General features: G+C 70.9%; 19 protein-coding genes and 1 pseudogene. 8 read left to right on the plus strand and 12 right to left on the minus strand.

The annotated features are described in order from the left end of the window. From GUY59_RS41330 to GUY59_RS41355, 6 genes are all read right to left on the minus strand, one after another. Positions 1-1,079: TcpE family conjugal transfer membrane protein (locus GUY59_RS41330; RefSeq protein WP_330849287.1), on the minus strand; the 1,079-nt coding region annotated here is incomplete at its 3' end. Between the two features lie 53 nt (positions 1,080-1,132). Continuing rightward, positions 1,133-1,378 carry a hypothetical protein gene (locus tag GUY59_RS41335; protein WP_132512273.1) on the minus strand — a complete coding sequence of 82 codons (246 nt, stop codon included), beginning with the start codon at positions 1,376-1,378 and terminating at the stop codon, positions 1,133-1,135. 80 nt (positions 1,379-1,458) lie between these two features. Continuing rightward, complete coding sequence (locus GUY59_RS41340) at positions 1,459-2,235, minus strand: conjugal transfer protein (RefSeq protein ID WP_246063335.1); 777 nt, start codon at positions 2,233-2,235, stop codon at positions 1,459-1,461. A gap of 568 nt (positions 2,236-2,803) precedes the next feature. Further along, positions 2,804-3,103 carry a hypothetical protein gene (locus tag GUY59_RS41345; protein ID WP_132328973.1) on the minus strand — a complete coding sequence of 100 codons (300 nt, stop codon included), beginning with the start codon at positions 3,101-3,103 and terminating at the stop codon, positions 2,804-2,806. 139 nt (positions 3,104-3,242) lie between these two features. Next, the gene (gene ychF / locus GUY59_RS41350) at positions 3,243-4,319 is read right to left on the minus strand and encodes a redox-regulated ATPase YchF (RefSeq protein WP_138207059.1); all 1,077 of its coding nucleotides are present in this window, start codon (positions 4,317-4,319) and stop codon (positions 3,243-3,245) included. Positions 4,320-4,330: 11 nt separating this feature from the next. Next, positions 4,331-5,062 (minus strand): hypothetical protein, encoded by a 732-nt coding sequence (locus GUY59_RS41355; RefSeq protein WP_138207061.1) that lies wholly within the window; start codon positions 5,060-5,062, stop codon positions 4,331-4,333. A gap of 96 nt (positions 5,063-5,158) precedes the next feature. On the opposite strand from GUY59_RS41355, the gene rmuC reads away from it, so the two are divergent. Continuing rightward, a complete protein-coding gene (gene rmuC, locus GUY59_RS41360; protein ID WP_138207063.1) occupies positions 5,159-6,430 on the plus strand; it encodes a DNA recombination protein RmuC in 1,272 nt (423 codons plus the stop codon). Positions 6,431-6,444: 14 nt separating this feature from the next. Next, positions 6,445-6,954 (plus strand): DUF6542 domain-containing protein, encoded by a 510-nt coding sequence (locus tag GUY59_RS41365; protein ID WP_132328965.1) that lies wholly within the window; start codon positions 6,445-6,447, stop codon positions 6,952-6,954. 95 nt (positions 6,955-7,049) lie between these two features. Here the strand turns inward: GUY59_RS41365 and GUY59_RS41370 are convergent, their stop codons facing one another. After that, on the minus strand, positions 7,050-8,015 hold the full coding sequence (locus tag GUY59_RS41370) for a 4-hydroxy-3-methylbut-2-enyl diphosphate reductase (protein ID WP_132328963.1): 966 nt from the start codon (positions 8,013-8,015) through the stop codon (positions 7,050-7,052). Between the two features lie 101 nt (positions 8,016-8,116). Here GUY59_RS41370 and GUY59_RS41375 point away from each other — a divergent pair, with 101 nt between their 5' ends. Both GUY59_RS41375 and xseA read left to right on the plus strand, forming a co-directional pair. Then, positions 8,117-9,031: a hypothetical protein gene (locus GUY59_RS41375; protein WP_138207064.1), complete on the plus strand. Its 915-nt coding sequence runs from the start codon at positions 8,117-8,119 to the stop codon at positions 9,029-9,031. A 57-nt stretch (positions 9,032-9,088) separates the two neighbouring features. Further along, positions 9,089-10,312: an exodeoxyribonuclease VII large subunit gene (xseA, locus tag GUY59_RS41380; protein ID WP_138207066.1), complete on the plus strand. Its 1,224-nt coding sequence runs from the start codon at positions 9,089-9,091 to the stop codon at positions 10,310-10,312. Positions 10,313-10,333: 21 nt separating this feature from the next. Here the strand turns inward: xseA and GUY59_RS41385 are convergent, their stop codons facing one another. Beyond that, complete coding sequence (locus GUY59_RS41385; RefSeq protein ID WP_212746321.1) at positions 10,334-10,963, minus strand: TetR/AcrR family transcriptional regulator; 630 nt, start codon at positions 10,961-10,963, stop codon at positions 10,334-10,336. A gap of 85 nt (positions 10,964-11,048) precedes the next feature. Between GUY59_RS41385 and GUY59_RS41390 the strand changes: the two genes are divergently transcribed. After that, positions 11,049-11,459, plus strand: a complete 411-nt coding sequence (locus GUY59_RS41390; RefSeq protein WP_138207069.1) for a nitroreductase family deazaflavin-dependent oxidoreductase — start codon at positions 11,049-11,051, stop codon at positions 11,457-11,459. A gap of 86 nt (positions 11,460-11,545) precedes the next feature. On the opposite strand, the gene GUY59_RS41395 is transcribed toward GUY59_RS41390, so the two are convergent. The 3 genes from GUY59_RS41395 to GUY59_RS41405 are packed head-to-tail and all read right to left on the minus strand — an operon-like array spanning position 11,546 to position 12,984. Next, positions 11,546-11,782, minus strand: coding sequence for an exodeoxyribonuclease VII small subunit (locus tag GUY59_RS41395; RefSeq protein WP_132328953.1), 237 nt, complete (start codon positions 11,780-11,782; stop codon positions 11,546-11,548). A gap of 51 nt (positions 11,783-11,833) precedes the next feature. Next, complete coding sequence (locus tag GUY59_RS41400; RefSeq protein ID WP_138207071.1) at positions 11,834-12,364, minus strand: DUF4245 domain-containing protein; 531 nt, start codon at positions 12,362-12,364, stop codon at positions 11,834-11,836. Between the two features lie 11 nt (positions 12,365-12,375). Further along, the gene (locus tag GUY59_RS41405; protein ID WP_138207073.1) at positions 12,376-12,984 is read right to left on the minus strand and encodes a TetR/AcrR family transcriptional regulator; all 609 of its coding nucleotides are present in this window, start codon (positions 12,982-12,984) and stop codon (positions 12,376-12,378) included. 231 nt (positions 12,985-13,215) lie between these two features. On the opposite strand from GUY59_RS41405, the gene glpX reads away from it, so the two are divergent. Further along, positions 13,216-14,250: a class II fructose-bisphosphatase gene (glpX, locus tag GUY59_RS41410; RefSeq protein ID WP_132328945.1), complete on the plus strand. Its 1,035-nt coding sequence runs from the start codon at positions 13,216-13,218 to the stop codon at positions 14,248-14,250. Positions 14,251-14,324: 74 nt separating this feature from the next. On the opposite strand, the gene GUY59_RS41415 is transcribed toward glpX, so the two are convergent. After that, entirely contained in the window at positions 14,325-14,975 is a 651-nt protein-coding gene (locus GUY59_RS41415; protein ID WP_161714976.1) for a DUF1707 SHOCT-like domain-containing protein, read from the minus strand. A gap of 171 nt (positions 14,976-15,146) precedes the next feature. On the opposite strand from GUY59_RS41415, the gene GUY59_RS41420 reads away from it, so the two are divergent. Beyond that, complete coding sequence (locus tag GUY59_RS41420; RefSeq protein ID WP_161714977.1) at positions 15,147-15,836, plus strand: DUF998 domain-containing protein; 690 nt, start codon at positions 15,147-15,149, stop codon at positions 15,834-15,836. 25 nt (positions 15,837-15,861) lie between these two features. Next, positions 15,862-16,446 (plus strand): annotated as a pseudogene (locus GUY59_RS41425) (MFS transporter); the annotation flags it as partial.

Consider the following 16,446-nt stretch of genomic DNA (forward strand, 5'->3'; position numbering starts at 1 on the left):
GCGTCGGGGTTGAGCGGGGGCCAGATGCGTTGGGTGCCCGTCAGCACCAGGGCAGGCCCGAGCCGGGGCGGCTGGCCCTTCCTGTGCTGGTCGCGGGCGACCTCGTCCTCCCGACGTCCGTCGTCCTCACGCGGCCCCCCGTCGTGGCGCGCGTCGTCGCGGGAGCGCCCGGCCGGGGCGGGCTCCGGCGTGCCTGCGGGTGCGTCGGCGCTCGCCGCGAGTTTTCTCAGCCTGCGCAGCGCCTCGGTGTCGATGGGCTTGCCGGCGGCGGGCTTGCGGCTCTCCGCCGTCTTGATCGGCACGACCGCGTCCCGCGCGGCGCGTACCTCGGCGTCCCGGTCCGCGGATGTGGTGCGCCTGTCACCGGGCGCCGGCGCGGGGCCGTGCGCGGCGTGCGGCACGGGCGAGCGGTCCTGACGGTGTCCGGCGCCGCCTGAGAGGCCCTTCTCGCGCCGGACCACGCCTCCCGGCGTGGCGCGTACCGGGGACGGGGTCGCCTGCTGCGCCTGAGCCTTGAGCGCCGGCGCGGTGCCGCGGCGCGTGCCCCAGCCGGAGCGCCCGCCGGTCTGCTCGGCCACCGGGGCCTGCGCTGCGGCGGCAGCGGCGGCGGCCACGGCGGGCCGCACCTGGCGGGGCCCGGTGATCCGCTGGCCCGCGCGCCTGCGCTGCGCCTGGCGGGCCTTGCCGGCCTTCTTGGCCTTGACCCTGGCGGGGGTGGCACGCCAGACCCGGCCGGAGAACGTGATGGTCTCGGGCTCGGCGCCCGGCGCGAGGCGGTACCAGGCCCTGGGCTGGCCGAGGTAGCGGAGATGGGACTCGAGCAACTCGGTGAGCCGCTTGCCCTCGATGACGGGACGGGTGGACAACCACGTGACGATCCCGGGTGGTACGAGGAACAGCACGTGCCACGGCATCTCCACCGGCACGCCCACCAGGACGAGCAGAAGCGACCACGGAACGAACACCCCGACGAAGACGCCGATCCAGACGATCGGCAGCGGCATCGGCAGGCGCAGGTCGTACAGCTTGTACAGCCGCTTCTCTATCCGCCAGATGTTCGTGTACGTGGGCAGGTCCACACGGCCCTCCTCTCGCCCGCTCGTTCATGACCGCCGGGGAGCGGTCTCAACCCTTACGTGATGCCCAGTGCGCCCGCGATCGCCTTCGCCGTCACCTCGATGATGTTGGGAACATAGAAGATCACTCCGATGGCCACGGCCAGGATGAGGAACTGCACGAACCGCGTGATCTCACGGGTGAAGAGGAAGAACAGCGCGACCACGGAGACGACGACCAGGAACAACGGCGCGAAGAACGCGCGCAGGAAGTCGGCGAGCCCTCCGGTGTCGATGCCGGTCGGCACCGGAGTCGGCGTCATCTCGATCAAGGTGAACAGTACGGTCTTCAAGGTCACTTCTTGTCCTCCCGGGGGGTACCGATCAGCAGCGTGGCCGTGCCCTAATCAGCGACCCGGCCGGCGCCGCGGATGTCGGCGACGAACCACTTGTCGCCCTGCTTCTCGACGGTCAGGCGGTAGGCCTGCTCCAGATGCCCGCCGGCCGTCGCGGGATCGGTGGAGTCGGGAGTGGGCGGGACGTCGCCGTTGGGCACCGTCCACACCACAACCGCCTGGATCTCTCTGGTGGCACCCCCCACAGGCACCACGATTTCCTTGAGCTCTGCGAAGGTGAGGGCGCCGCCGAAGCTCGGCAGGCTCTTGCCCGCGGCGACGTAGCGCTGCAGCCCGGCGGTGTCGCCGTCGGCGTAGTCCTTGAAGAAGCCCTCCAGCTGCGGCTTGAGCTCCGCCGCCGCCGCGTCGTCGGTTTCCGGCTTGGCCACCTGGGGCAGGTCGGCCGGGGCCGGGGCGGGCAGGATCGCCGGACGCCCGGAGACGACGAACCTCTCTCCGGCGTCGTCGCCGGAGTAGTAGATCGGTACGGACAGCAACATCCTGCGCGGGCCGGACTGGAAGGCGACGCTCACCACGGCGTTGTTGGCGTCGCTCGCCTTGAGGTCGTAGGCCTGGACGGCGACGGCCGCCAGCTTGCCGAACCCGTCCCAGCCCATTTGCGGGTCCATGCCCTGGGCCAGGAACGCGGCGAGTTTGCTGGACCTGCTCGTCGCGTCGTCGGGATTGAAATTCAGGTAGACGCCCGCGAACTGGGCGGCGAATGCCATGCCGCGTTCGACGGGGAATCCGTGCTGCTCCTGCACCGCGCCATTGGGCGCGGCCACCTCTTGCCGGGTAAACCTCTCAAATGGGGCACGAATCCCATTCACCACGACAACCACAATAAGTGCCCAGAGAATGATGCGGCCGGTCCATACCAGCCACCGTCCGCCGCCGCCCGACCAGCCACCGCGCCGCGGCCGGCGAGGCGGCGGCGCGTCGAAGTCGGCTGTGTCGAGGCGCGCGGAAAGCTCGGGCTCGCCAGCGATCCGAGGATCGTGCTGGACGGTAGACCTACGCGCCATCACGCCTCCGCTCGCGCCGATCCCCCCGGCTGGCGCGGTGTCGTCCGTTGCCGATCCCCATCATCCGCGGTGAAGTAGTCACCCTATCCGGTCTCCGCCATTGTTCCAGGAAAGCCACGCCCATGCTGCGGCATGACCGTCCTGACGGCAAACCGGGCCCTCATGACAGGCCCCGGACCCGATTCCAGTGAGTTCCCGGGGGAAACGGCTATTGACCAGGCCAAACGCCTGAAATCGCATAGCGCGGCAGCCACGGATTGCTGTCCAAATCGCGCAAGGACTCTCGCGACCTGCGGATTCGGCATAGGTCACGAACGGAGGCTGAGCGTCAGGCAGGCTCAGGCCCCTGGGACGAGCGCGACCGCCGCCTGCTCTCCAGGTCGACGACCGCCGGCTGCACGGCCCGCTCCAGGGAGCCCCGGAGCTCCGCCAGCATGCCCGCGGGGTCCTGCTCGCGCATGCGGGTCGCCATCTCGTTGCGCTCGTCCACCTTCCTGCGGAGGTAGGCCTCGCGGTTGACCCGCAGACCGTACATGAGCTCGACCCTGATCAGGGCCAGCTCCTCCTCAAGGCTGATGCCCGTGAGCGCGGGCGCGGGGCGTCGTTTCCGGATGATGCGACGGATCATGAGGGTCTCCCGAGTCAGCGTGAACGCCGTGACGATTCGACGCGCGGGAGCCCGCAGAGGTTGACGCGGCAGTCGTCCCGGGATCAGACGTCCATTCCTTTCCCGGGTCCTTTCCCGGGTGCTTTCCGGGCTCGCCCGGTCAGACGTTGAAGCGGAACTCCACCACGTCGCCGTCGCGCATGACGTAGTCCTTGCCCTCGATGCGGGCCTTGCCCGCGGCCCTGGCGTTGGCGATGGAGCCCGCCTCGACCAGATCGTCGAAGGAGACGACCTCCGCCTTGATGAAGCCGCGCTGGAAGTCGGTGTGGATCACGCCGGCCGCCTCGGGAGCCGTGGCCCCCTCGCGGATCGTCCAGGCCCGCGACTCCTTCGGGCCGGCCGTCAGGTAGGTCTGCAGGCCGAGCGTCTGGAAGCCGACCCTGGCCAGCTGGCGCAGCCCCGACTCCTCCTGCCCGACCGACTGCAGCAGCTCCAGCGCCTCCTCCTCGTCGAGCTCGACCAGCTCGGACTCGATCTTGGCGTCGAGGAAGACCGCCTCGGCCGGCGCGACCAGCGTGGACAGCTGCTCCCTGAGCGCGGAGTCGGTCAGCTCGTCGGAGTCGAGGTTGAACACGTAGAGGAAGGGCTTGGCCGTCAGCAGGTGCAGCTCGCGCAGCTCGTCGCGGTCGAGACCGCTCTCGAAGATGGTCTTGCCGGTCTCCAGCGCCCTCAGGGCGCCCTCGGCGGCCTCCAGCGCGACCTTCTTGTCCTTGTTGTTGCGCGCCTCCTTCTGCAGGCGCGGGACGGCCTTCTCGACCGTCTGGAGGTCGGCCATGATCAACTCAGTGTTGATCGTCTCGATGTCGCGCTTGGGAGAGATCTCGCCGTCGACGTGCGTGACGTCGGGGTCGTTGAAGACCCTGATCACCTGGCAGATCGCGTCGGTGTCGCGGATGTTGGCGAGGAACTGGTTGCCCCTGCCCTGCCCCTCGGAAGCGCCCTTGACCAGCCCCGCGATGTCGACGAACTCGACCTTGGCGGGCAGGATGCGGGCCGAGCCGAAGATCTCGGCCAGCTTGGGCAGGCGGTCGTCGGGCACGCCCACGATGCCCACGTTGGGCTCGATGGTGGCGAACGGGTAGTTCGCCGCGAGCGCGTTGCCGGACTTGGTCAGCGCGTTGAACAGCGTGGACTTACCGACGTTGGGCAGGCCGACGATACCGATGGAGAGGCTCACGGACGTCGAGTTTACTGGCTCAGCACGTCCAGACAGGTCACCGGGCGGGGGGCGGAGTCCGAACGCAGATAGCGCCCCGAGCGCGCGGGACACCGCTTCGCGGCCGTCTCGAACGACACCACCCTGGCCCAAGCCCGTGCCGAGCCGCAGGGCACGCGGGTGACGTCGGAGCGGTCGACCACCCGGCCCGCCGGCCGCGCCACGCACGCGCCCCGGTCGAGCACCTGACCGCCCCGGCCCAGGCAGATCGTCCGCGCGTCGCCGGGGACGGTGTCCAGGGTGTTCTCGGGGCAGGCGGCGGCGTCCCGCGTGATCGCGACGGCCTTGCCGTACCAGCCGGACCGGGCGCACGGCTGCTCGCGGCCGTCAAGCGCCACGCAGTCACCCGGTCTGAGCAGGCCTCCGCCACCGCCTGGGGCTCCGGGGTGGGGGTCGAGGAAGTTGCGTACGCACGCCGTACGGCCCGGCCCCACGCGCAGGACGTCGTCGGTGTCCTCAGGGCAGTCGCCGGGCCCCGGCGGGTCGGGAGCGACGGCCACCACCTCGGAGACGCCGCCGTTGCACGGGATCAGCGCGAAGTCGCCGGTGACGCAGGCGCCCGGCGACCAGCGCAGCGGGTCGGGCCCCGGCGCGCTCTCGGGCCCGGAGCCCGCGCCCGCGCCGGCGATGACCGCTCCGGCCAGCGCGACCAACGCGACCGCGACCGATACGCCGACCACCGCCTGCTTCCCGAGCGCGTCCATTCCACTACTCTCGGCGATTCCGGATGTGGCGCACAAGCGGAACGCCCAAGCGTGTCGGGAGGAACCGCGCCCCGCGGTCCTGCAATCATCGCTGAAGTGGATGTCATCTCGCTTCTCACAGGTCTCGCCGCCGGGCTGCTCATCGGTTTCCTCGTCGCCAGGACACGAGCGGCGGTGCGGGTGGCGGAGGCCGACGCGCGCGCCAGGTCCGCCGGGGAGAAGCTGGTCTACGTCGAGGAGCAGCTCGCCGAGCGTTTCCAGGCGCTGTCCACGCGGGCGCTCGACGTCAACAACGTACGTTTCCTGGAGCTGGCCGAGACCAGGCTGGCCGCCAGCCGCGCCGAGGCCACCGGTGACCTGGAGCAGCGCAGGCAGGCCGTGGAGCACCTGGTCGAGCCGCTGAAGGACGCCCTGTCACGGGTCGAGTCGCAGCTGCGCGACACCGAGTCGGGCCAGCGCGCCGCCCGCGCGGAGCTGGCCAAGCAGATGGAGTTCGTACGCCAGAGCCACGAGCAGCTGCGCACCCAGACCACCGCCCTGGTCAGGGCCCTGCAGCGGCCCGAGGCGCGCGGCCGGTGGGGTGAGCTCCAACTGCGCAGGGTCGCCGAGATCGCCGGGATGCAGCGCTACTGCGACTTCGACGAACAGGTCGCCGAGGGCTCCATGCGGCCCGACATGGTCGTCAGGCTGGCCGGCGGCAAGAACGTCGTGGTCGACTCCAAGGTGTCGCTGGCGGCCTATCTGGAGGCCGCTGAGGCGTCCGACGAGTCGCTCGCGACGGTCCGGCTCGACGCGCACGCCCGGCACGTACGCGAGCACGTCGACCGGCTGGCCGCCAAGTCCTACTGGCAGGGGTTCAACCCGTCACCCGAGTTCGTCGTGCTGTTCATCCCTGGCGAGGCGTTCCTGGCGCCCGCGCTCGAACGCGACCCCGGGCTGCTGGAATACGCCATGGCGCGGCGGGTGCACATCGCCACACCGACGACGCTGATCACGATGCTGCGCACCGCGCACTACGCCTGGCAGCAGGCGGCGCTCAGTCAGAACGCGCGGGCGGTGTTCGAGCTGGGCAAGGAGCTGTACGAACGGCTCTCGACCCTGGGCAGGAACGTGGACTCGCTCGGCAGGGCGCTGACGCGGGCCGTGGAGGCGTACAACAAGTCGGTCGGATCGCTCGAAAGCCGCGTGCTGGTCACGGCGCGCAAGCTGCACGACCTGGGCGTCGTCGACGGCGACCTCGACTCACCTGAGATGCTCGAAGGCCTGCCCAGGCCCCTCGCCTCCCCCGAACTGCTCGAGACCGCTTCTCAGCCAACCTCGTCACTGATTTCGCACCCGAACGGTAAGTTGGCCAACGGGTCGCAGTAGACGGGGGTGGGCCAGTGGCTGGGAAAGGCAGGCGTTCGGCGGTCAGGCTGACCGCGCGCGGCGCCATCGCGCTCTCCCTGGTCGCCACCCTCGCGGGCTATGTGCTGACCGCCCTGCTCGACGTCCCCCACGTGGTGGGCGCCGCGTTCGTGCTGTCCAGCCTGCTGGGCGTGCTGCTGGTCAACCGGCGCGAACTGCTGTCGCTGGTGGTGACGCCCCCGCTGGTGTTCTTCTGCGCCACGCTCTTCGTCGAGCTCGGGCGGGCGTTCGGCTCGCTGTCGATCGTGCAGTCGCTGGCCCTCGGGCTCTACACCTCGCTGACGCGGGGAGCGCCGTGGTTGTTCGCCGGCTCGGCCGCCGTGCTCGGCGTCGCGTGGCGGCGCGGGCTGCGCGACAACGTACGCGACCTGCGCGAGGAGCTGAAGGCGGGCGCCGAGGTGCAGCGCCCGCGCCAGCCGTTCGTGCCCGAGCCCGAAGGTTATTTCGAGCCGAAGGTGTACGGCACGCCGCGCGGCGACGACTGAGACAGGTCACCGTGCGCTCCGGGCGGCCGTCATGACGCGTCGGACGTCACGGCACGGCCGCCGGCTCGGGGCGGACGATCACCCGATCGCCCGCGTCAGGAGGCGCGCAGGTCCTTGCGCAGCTCGTGGGGCAGGGCGAAGCGCATGCGCTCGTCGACCGGCTGCACCTCCGTCACGTCGCCGAAGCCGTGCTCGGCCAGCCGCTTCAGCACTCCGTCCACGAGCTCTTCGGGAACGGACGCGCCGCTGGTCACGCCGACCGTGGTGACGCCCTCGAGCCACTCGTCGCGGATGAACGTGGCGTCGTCGACGAGGTAGGAGGCCTCGGCGCCGTAGTCTTTCGCCACCTCGACCAGCCGCTTGGAGTTGGAGGAGTTCTCCGAGCCGACCACGATGACCAGCTGCGAGTCGGCGGCGATCTCCTTGACCGCGACCTGGCGGTTCTGGGTGGCGTAGCAGATGTCGTCGCTCGGCGGGTCGATCAGCGTGGGGAAGCGCTCCTTGAGCCGGGCGACCGTCTCGGTGGTCTCGTCGACCGACAGCGTGGTCTGCGACAACCACACGAGCTTGCTCGGGTCCTTCACCTGCACCTTGTCGACCGCGTCGAGCCCGTCGACCAGTTGGATGTTGTCGGGCGCCTCGCCGGAGGTGCCCTCGACCTCCTCGTGGCCCTCGTGCCCGATCAGCAGGATGTCATATTCCTGCCCGGCGAACCGCTTCGCCTCGTTGTGCACCTTGGTGACCAACGGGCAGGTCGCGTCGATCGTGCGCAGCCGGCGGCTTCTGGCCTGCTCGTGCACGGCGGGCGCGACGCCGTGGGCGGAGAACACGACGATCTCCCCCTCCGGCACCTCCTCGGTCTCCTCGACGAAGATGGCGCCCCTGGCCTCGAGCGTCTTGACGACGTGGGTGTTGTGGACGATCTGCTTGCGCACGTAGATCGGCGCGCCGTACTGCTCCAAGGCCTTCTCGACCGCTACCACGGCTCGATCGACTCCGGCGCAGTAGCCCCGCGGTTTGGCTACGAGGACTCGGCGGGAAGTGGGGGTCTGGGGCTCCATACTTCTTATGCTACGTGGAGCGGCCGGTTGGCCCGCGCGTGCGTGGCCGTCCGCGGTTTGCCACACTGGCCGTCCAATACTGACCTCCCAGGGAGACGTACATGTCCCTCAGCGACGTGATACGCAACATCGCCAAAACCGTGACCAACAAAGACGAACTCAAGGAGAAGGCCAAAGACCTGCCTCTTCTCGTCGCCCAGACCGCGCTCAGCGCCGCCGGGCAGGCGATGCTGCTCGTCGACCGGGTGAAGAACTCCATCAGGGGGCAGGGCGAGAAGGAGGAGCAGGACTCCCGCCCCGCCGCCGACCAGCTCGCCGCGCCCGCCGAGCAGGACGAGGACAAGCCCGCCCGCAAGGAGCCGGTCATCTTCGCCCCGCGCCCCGGATCCGCCGAGCCCAACGGCACCGGCAAGCCCGACCCGGTCATCTTCGCCCCGGCCGGCAAGACGGAGCCCGCCACGCCCACAGGAGAGACCGCGGAAGCCAAGGCCGCGCAGGCACCGGTCGCTCTCGCGAAGCCGGAGACAGCCGAGCCCGCCACCGCCGGCAAGCCGGACGCCGCGGCAGAGCCGAGCACCGCAGGCAAGAAGGACGTCGTGGAGGAGCCGGCCCCCGCCGACGAGCCGGGGCCCGCTGAGAAGCCGGCCGCCGCCGCGAAGCCGAGGGCGACGCGGGTTAAGTCCAAGGCCGACGACAAGCCTGCCGCAAGGAAGCCCGCCGCGAAGAAGCCCGCCACCAGGAAGTCCACCGCCAAGGAGCCCGCCGCGTCGACCGAGCCGGCCGCCGCAGCCGCGCCGGCCGCCGCTTCCGAGCCTGGTGCGGCCGCCGCGACGGACCTGCCCGAGCCGCTGCCCGGCTACGCGGAGCTGACCGTGGCCTCCCTTCGCGCGCGGATGCGCGGCAAGACCGCCGAGCAGATCGGCGACTTCCTGGCCTACGAGCGGGCGACGAAGGGCCGGGCCGAGGTCATCCGCATGTTCGAGAACCGACTCGCCAAGCTGCAGGCCGGAGAATAGAGGAAGAAACGTTCGACCCGCGGGGAAGCGAGCTTCCCCGCCCCGTAGTCTTCCGCCATGACCTCGAAGACCTCACCCGAGTCGCCCTTGCCGATCCGCACCGTCCTGCAGATGGTGGGCGGCTGGATCGGCAGGCTCGGCACCGTCTGGGTCGAGGGCCAGATCACCGACCTGAGCGCGCGCGGCGGCACGGTGTTCATGACCTTGCGCGACCCGGTCGCCAACGTGTCGGCCAGAGTGACCGCCCCTCGCGGGGTCTATGAGGCGGCCATGCCGCGGCCGGCCGACGGCGCCAGGGTGGTCGTGCACGTCAAGCCCGACTTCTGGGTCAACAGGGGTTCGTTCGCCTTCACCGCGATGGAGATCCGCCCGGTCGGCGTGGGCGAGCTGCTGGCCAGGCTCGAACGCCTCAGGCAGCTGCTGGCCGCCGAGGGGCTGTTCAACGCCGACAGGAAGCGGCGGCTGCCGTTCCTGCCCGGCACGATCGGGCTCATCTGCGGCCGCGACTCGGCGGCCGAGCGCGACGTGCTGGAGAACTCCCGCAGGCGCTGGCCCGCCGTGCGGTTCAAGGTCGAGGAGGTGGCCGTCCAGGGGCCTTACGCGGTGGGCGAGGTGACGGAGGCGCTGGGCAGGCTCGACTCCGACTCGGCGGTCGACGTGATCGTCATCGCGCGGGGCGGCGGCTCGCTGGAGGACCTGCTGCCGTTCTCCGACGAGACGCTCGTGCGCGCGGTGGCCTCCTGCCGCACTCCCGTGGTGAGCGCGATCGGTCACGAGCAGGACAGCCCCCTGCTCGACCTGGTGTCCGACGTACGCGCCTCCACTCCCACCGACGCGGCCAAGAAGGTCGTGCCCGACGTCGGTGAGCAGCTCACGCTGGTGCGCCAGCTGCGCGACCGCGGCCGGCGGGTGCTGAGCGGCTGGCTCGACCGCGAGATGTCCTGGCTGACGTCCGTACGGTCGCGGCCGTCGCTGGCCGATCCCGTACGCGAGCTCGAACGCAGGGCCGAGGCGGTGGACGCGCTGCGCGAGCGCGCCAGGCGGTCGTTGACCGGCTCGCTCGACCGGGCGTCCGACGACCTCACCCACTTGCGCGCCCGGCTGGTCGCGTTGTCGCCGGCGGCCACGCTGGAACGCGGCTACGCCATCGTGCAACATCCGTCGGGCGACGTGGTGCGCCGGGCGAAGGACGTCTCCCCCGGCAGCGTGCTGACCGTCCGCCTCACCGACGACCGCCTGACCGTGCGAGCCGAGGAGCCCGGGGACGCGAGCGGCGCGTGACCACCGGCGGAGCGTCCACGGCTACCGCCCGTCTTCGGCCGGGACACTGTAGCCGCGGGTCACGACCGTGGCCAGCCTGGCCAGTCCGGTCTTGATCTGTTCGATCGTCATGCCGCGTTCCTCCTGCTGGAAGGCGATCAGGGGGGCGTTGACGGGCGCGAGGAGCACGTCGGCCAGGAACACCCGGTCGGCCTCCGGGCAGGCCTCGGCGAGCAGCGTCGCCAGGTGGATGTGGTGCACCCGGTACGGCCCGCTGTACCGCATGGTCCTGCCGCATCTCTCCAGTTGGACGAACAGTCCCTGCTGCGCCACCACCCGGTCGACCAGAGCGTCCAGGAACGCGGTGATCCGTTCGCGGGCGCGGACGCCGGGCCCGAGCGGCGGCGGCCCGGCGAGGAACGCCTCCTGGAACCGCCTCTCCTGCTCGTCGATCAGCGCGAGGACAAGCCCCGCGCGGTCGCCGAAGCGCCGGTAGACCGTGCCGACGCCGACACCGGCGACGCGGGCCACCTCGTCGAGCGAGATGTCGTCCGCGCCCTGCTCGGCGATCATCCTGGTGGCCACCTCAATGATCTTCCGCCGGTTGCGGGCGGCGTCGGCCCGTTCGGGCTGGGGCTGCCCGATCACGGGCAGCGTTCGGCGTCCGCACACGAACGGCAGCATACCGCTTGTAAACGGAGAATTCTCCGATTAATCTTCCAACCGGAGATTTCTCCGGATACCGTGAGGGGCCGTGATGAACGATTTCAACAAGCAGGTCATCGAAGAGTTCCGCGCCAACGAGGGGCGGGTCGGGGGCATGTTCGAGAAGGCACACTTGCTGCTGCTCACCACCACCGGCGCCCGGAGCGGCAAGCGGTCGACCTCCCCGCTGATGTACATGCCCGACGGCGACCGCCAGGTCGTCATCGGGTCCGCGGGCGGCGGCGACAAGCACCCCGCGTGGTACCACAACGTGCGTGCCCACCCCAAGGTCACGGTCGAGGTCGGCTCGGAGACGTTCGAGGCCGAGGCCGTGGCCATCGAAGGTGAGGAACGCGACCAGCTCTACGCCCGGATGGTGGCGCAGGCGCCCCAGTTCGCCGAGTACGAGGACAAGACCACCCGGCGCATCCCCGTGGTCGCGCTCGTACGCGCCGGATCCTGACCACGGCGGGCCCGCGGGGAAGGGGGGCACCGCGGGCCCGCCGGAGCTCCACGGCGACCGGCGCAGCGAGCAGGCCGGTCAGGCGGTCAGAAGGGGGCGTCGTCGGCGTCGCCCGAGGTGGGCTCGGAGCGGCGGGCCATGGCCGCGGCCAGCTTGACCCGGGCTCCCTGCAGCCACTCCTCGCAGACGGCGGCCAGCTTCTCGCCCCGTTCCCAGAGCTCGATCGACTGCTCCAAGGTGAGCCCGCCCGTCTCCAGGCGGCGCACCACCTCGGTCAGCTCCTCGCGGGCCTGCTCGTATGAGGGTGCCTTCTCGTCTGCCACGGCACCACCCTAGACGCGGCGGGGTGTGCCCGGGCGCAGGCGGTCGTGGTGTCAGCCCTGGGGGCGCTGCTGGAGGACGGAGGCGAGCTGGGCCAGCTCGGGCCAGTCGGCGGTGCCGGTGATCACCAGTGTGACGTCGGGCAACATCCGCACCAGGGTGCGCTGGTTCTTGTCCTCGCGGAAGCGCCGCTCCCACGTGGCTCCGCCGATCTGCTGCGTGCCGACGGCCTTGTCGCTGTTGGCCATGCGGCTGGCGAACCCGGCGGCCGGCTTCTCGTCGCTCTGCGCGAACATCGCGTGCTCCCGCTCGGCGGTCGCGTAACCGAGGAAGAGGACTTTGGCGCCGGCGTTGCCGGCGGCGATCCTGTTGCTGTTGGGCACCCATCCGGCCGGGTCGTTGCGCGGGGCCCACACGCGGTAGGGCACCTCGTGGCCGAAGTTGGCGACGGTGATCGAGTATTCGACCCGCGGGATGTGCTCATCGCGGCTCTGCGGGGTGACCAGCAGGAACACCCCGGCTCCGACCAGGCAGACCAGCAGGGCTACCGCGTAGCCGTAGAAACCTTCGGTGAACCGTCGCACACTTGGCGAGATTACCGGCTGGACCGGCCGGTCACCGAAGTGGCCGGGCGGATGCGGCCGATGATGGCGAGGGCGTCCTCGGCCAGGCCGCGATCGCCCGTGCGTACGACCTCGGAGACGGCCGCGGCCAGCGCGCCCGTGATCACCACGACGAGCGCCCCCTCGTCGTCGAACAGGGTCGCGTTGAGCTGGGCCCACCTGCGCAGCCGGTCGCGCATGACGACGTCGAAGCCGGGCGGTCCGTCGCCGCGCAGGAACAGCGCGGCCAGCTCGCGTTCCTCCAGGCAGCCCTCCAGGTAGGCGCGGGCGGCGCTGACGAACACGCGCATCGGGTCGGTCTCGCCGGCGGCGCGGGCCTCGCGCGCGGCCAGTTTGGTGCGCTGCGAGAGCCCGGCCTGGAACTCCTCCCACAACGTGAGGTAGAGGTCGGCCTTGCCGGAGAAGTGGTGGTAGAGGCTGCCCACGCTGGCCTCCGCCTTGGCCACCACGTCGGTCACGCCCGCGTCGGCGAAGCCCTTGGAGACGAAGACCTCCCTGGCTGCGGCGAGCAGTGAGCTGCGTGTGGCCGCGCCCCGCTCGGACGTGCGCGACTGTGCCACCACGTTTTCCACATCGCTCATTCGGATCTCCTCCACGGCGGGGCGCCATCCTGCTTCACGGCGGAGGCGGGATCTCCGGTGAGGGACCCGTTCTCCGATGTGCGGGGCGACCATGTCGAAGCTTACAGAGGTCGCCCTCGCCCCGCTTCTGGGCAGAGAAGCAGGGGCGGGCAGGGCAGATTATCCCGTCCTGAGCGGGAATAAGGCGGCAACTACGATCGACGTAGATGTTCCACGAGGAGGCCACGCATCATGTCCGACGACACGTCCGTACCGGCCCGGCTCGCCACGGGCGAGCACGCCCCCGACCGCAACCTGGCGATGGAGCTCGTCCGGGTCACGGAGGCCGCCGCGATGGCGGCGGCCCGCTGGGTCGGCCGGGGAGACAAGAACGGCGCAGACGGCGCGGCGGTCAACGCCATGCGGCAGCTGATCAACACGGTTTCGATGAACGGCGTGGTGGTCATCGGCGAGGGCGAGAAGGACCACGCCCCGATGTTGTTCAACGGCGAGCAGGTCGGCGCGGGCAGCGGGCCCGCCTGTGACGTGGCCGTCGACCCCATCGACGGCACCCGGCTGACGGCGCTGGGCATGCCCGACGCGGTGTCGGTGATCGCCGTGAGCGAGCGCGGTTCGATGTACGACCCGTCCGCGGTGTTCTACATGGAGAAGCTGGTCACGGGCCCGGAGGCGGCCGACGTGGTCGACATCGAGGCCCCCGTGTCCGTGAACATCAGCGCGGTGGCCAAGGCCAAGCACTGCTCGCCGTCCGACGTGACCGTGGTGGTGCTCGACCGGCCCCGGCACGAGCGGCTGGTCAAGGAGATCAGGGAGACGGGCGCCCGGATCAAGTTCATCACCGACGGCGACGTGGCCGGCGCGATCATGGCGGCCCGTGCCGGTACGAACATCGACCTCATGCTGGGCATCGGCGGCACCCCCGAGGGCATCGTGGCGGCGTGCGCGCTGAAGTGCCTGGGCGGCGTGATCCAGGGCCGGCTCTGGCCGCGTGACGACGCCGAGCGCAGCAAGGCCGTCAACGCCGGGCACGATCTCGGCCAGGTGCTCACCACCAACGACCTGGTCAGGTCGGACGACGTGTTCTTCGCGGCGACCGGCATCACGCACGGCGAGCTCATGCGGGGCGTACGGTTCAGGGCCGGCTCGGCGGTGACGGAGTCGCTGGTGATGCGCGGCCGGTCGGGGACGATCCGCAAGATCGAGAGCGAGCACCAGCTCTGGAAGTTGCGGGCGTACAGCGCGATCAACTTCGACACCGCGGGCTGAGCGCAGGCCCGGGCGGGACGGACGCGCGGGGCCGGCTGAGCGCCGGCCCCGCCTGGACCGTCCCGGGGCCGGGTTCAGCGGCGGCGTTTGCGGCGGGGCGGCTCCTTGACCTTGACCTCGCCGGCGAAGTTGGTCGTGCGCACCTCGAGGACGGGCCCGCCCGGCTCGGTCGGCTGCTTGGTCAGCCGGACGGTCTTGTCCTTGGCGACCCTGATCACCTCGAGCCCTTCCGGCACGTGGATCTCCAGCCCGCCGAAGACGAGGGTGGCGTTGATGACGATGCGCCGGTTCTGCAGGATCGCGTCGCGGAAGTCGAGCTTCGTCGTGCCGAACATGGCGGTCACGGCGACCTCGGCGGGCACGACCCAGCGCCCGCCGCGCTGCTCCTTCTTGAAGATGGCCGACACCGGCCGGCCGTCGAGGTTGAGCGGTTGTTCCTCGGCGGGCAGCAGATCGGCGGTGAGCGCGGCCAGTTCGCCGAGCGTGCGCGAGGAGTAGAGCACGCCGAGCCGTTCCTCCAGCTCTTCGAGGGAGAGCCGACCGTCGGCGTGGGCGTCCTGGAGGACCTGGGCGATGCGCTCCCGATCGGCGTCGGACGCGCGGAGCTCGTGCGGCTGGGGTGCGTCGCTGGGCGCCGGCTGGCGGCGGGCCGTCACCCACTCCTCGGCCAGCCGCTCTCCCACTTCCTGCAGCTTGGGCAACCACGATCCAGCGCGTTCGTTCACACTTCTGACGATATCTGGCGCCCGCCGGAAGCGCTCGTCCCGAACCGGTCAATGTCAGCGGATTCGCACCGGGCGCGACGATCCTCTCGGGCAGGCGTGTCGGCGTGGCGGGCCGCGCGCGGAATCCGTACGCCTTCCCGTCCGTTGATCAGGCGGAGGAGGTGTGTGCGCATGCATCGACCGGCGCGGTGGGGTCTCGGCGCGGCAGGGGCGGGCATCGCGGTCATCGTCGGCCTGGAGGTGTCCAGCCTCGACGACCTGAACCCGATCAGGCGGACCATCAGTGAGCACGGCATGGGCCCCGGCGGCTGGATCTTCGGCTGCGCGGTGGGTCTGCTGGCGGCGGGGTCGGTGGGCATCGGGGTGTCGCTGGCGCGCAGGAAGCTGGCCGGGGTCCTCGGCACCGTGGCGCTCATGGGGTGGAGCGTCGGCCTGCTCCTGACGGCCTGGTTCGAGAAACACGACTGGTCGGTGGGGCCGAGCGTGAGCGGGAGCATCCATCGGGTGGGCAGTTTCGTGGCCTTCCTGTGCCTGCCGCTGGCGGTCGTGCTCATCACCGGGCCGTGGCGGCGTCGCGAGCGGTCGCGGGCCACGCTGGTGGCGTTCGGGCTCGGGGTGTGCTCGGTGTTGTGGGTGGTGGGCATCGCCACGATGGTGTTCATCGGCACGCGCAACGGCGTGCCCTGGTATCGGGTCATGCCGCTCGGGCTGGTGGAGCGCGGCCTGGCCGTCACGGAGGTGGCGGCGCTGCTGGCGCTCGGCGTGTGGGCGGCCACTCCGGGAAGCCGGTCGCTGAAACCTGGGTTCCGTGCTGGCGGAACGGCCGGATCTGCGGCTAACCTGACTCCGCCTCACGTTTGATCCACCCCCCGATCAGGAGGCCGCCGTGCCGTCCTCGCGTGATCGCCAGGCCCGGCTCGCCACGTACGTCGTCTACGCCGTGCAGGGCCTGTCCTTCGCCTCGCTGCTCATCCAGGTCGCCGCGCTGCAGGACCGGCACCGGATCGACGAGGGCACGCTGACGCTGCTCCTCCTGATCGTCCCCGTGTTCGCGGGGGTCGGCAGCGTGGCGGCGGGCGCGTTCGCCGCCCGCCACGGCAGCAGGATCCTGCTGCGGATCGCCCAGCCGGTGGTGGCCGCCGCCGTGGTGCTGGCGGGGCTCGCGCCGAGCGTGCCGCTGCTGGTTCCGGTGCTGCTGGTGTTCGGGCTGGCCGTGGGCGCGGTCGACGCCGGCATCAACATGCAGGGCGTGGCGGTCGAGCGCAGGTACGGCGTCCAGGTGCTGAACGGCTTCCACTGCGTGTGGAGCGCCTTCGGCATGGCGGGAGCGTTATGGGCGTCGGTGGCCGCCGGTCTCCCGCTGCCGGTCATCATGGCGATCCCGATGGTCTTCGCACTGGCGGGCTCCCTCTACGCGGGCCGCGGCCTGTGCGCGCCGGAGGACGAGAAGGCCCCTGCCGCCCCCGGAACC

It is taken from the genome of Nonomuraea sp. K271 (genome assembly GCF_009908215.1).
GTDB lineage: Bacteria > Actinomycetota > Actinomycetes > Streptosporangiales > Streptosporangiaceae > Nonomuraea > Nonomuraea longispora.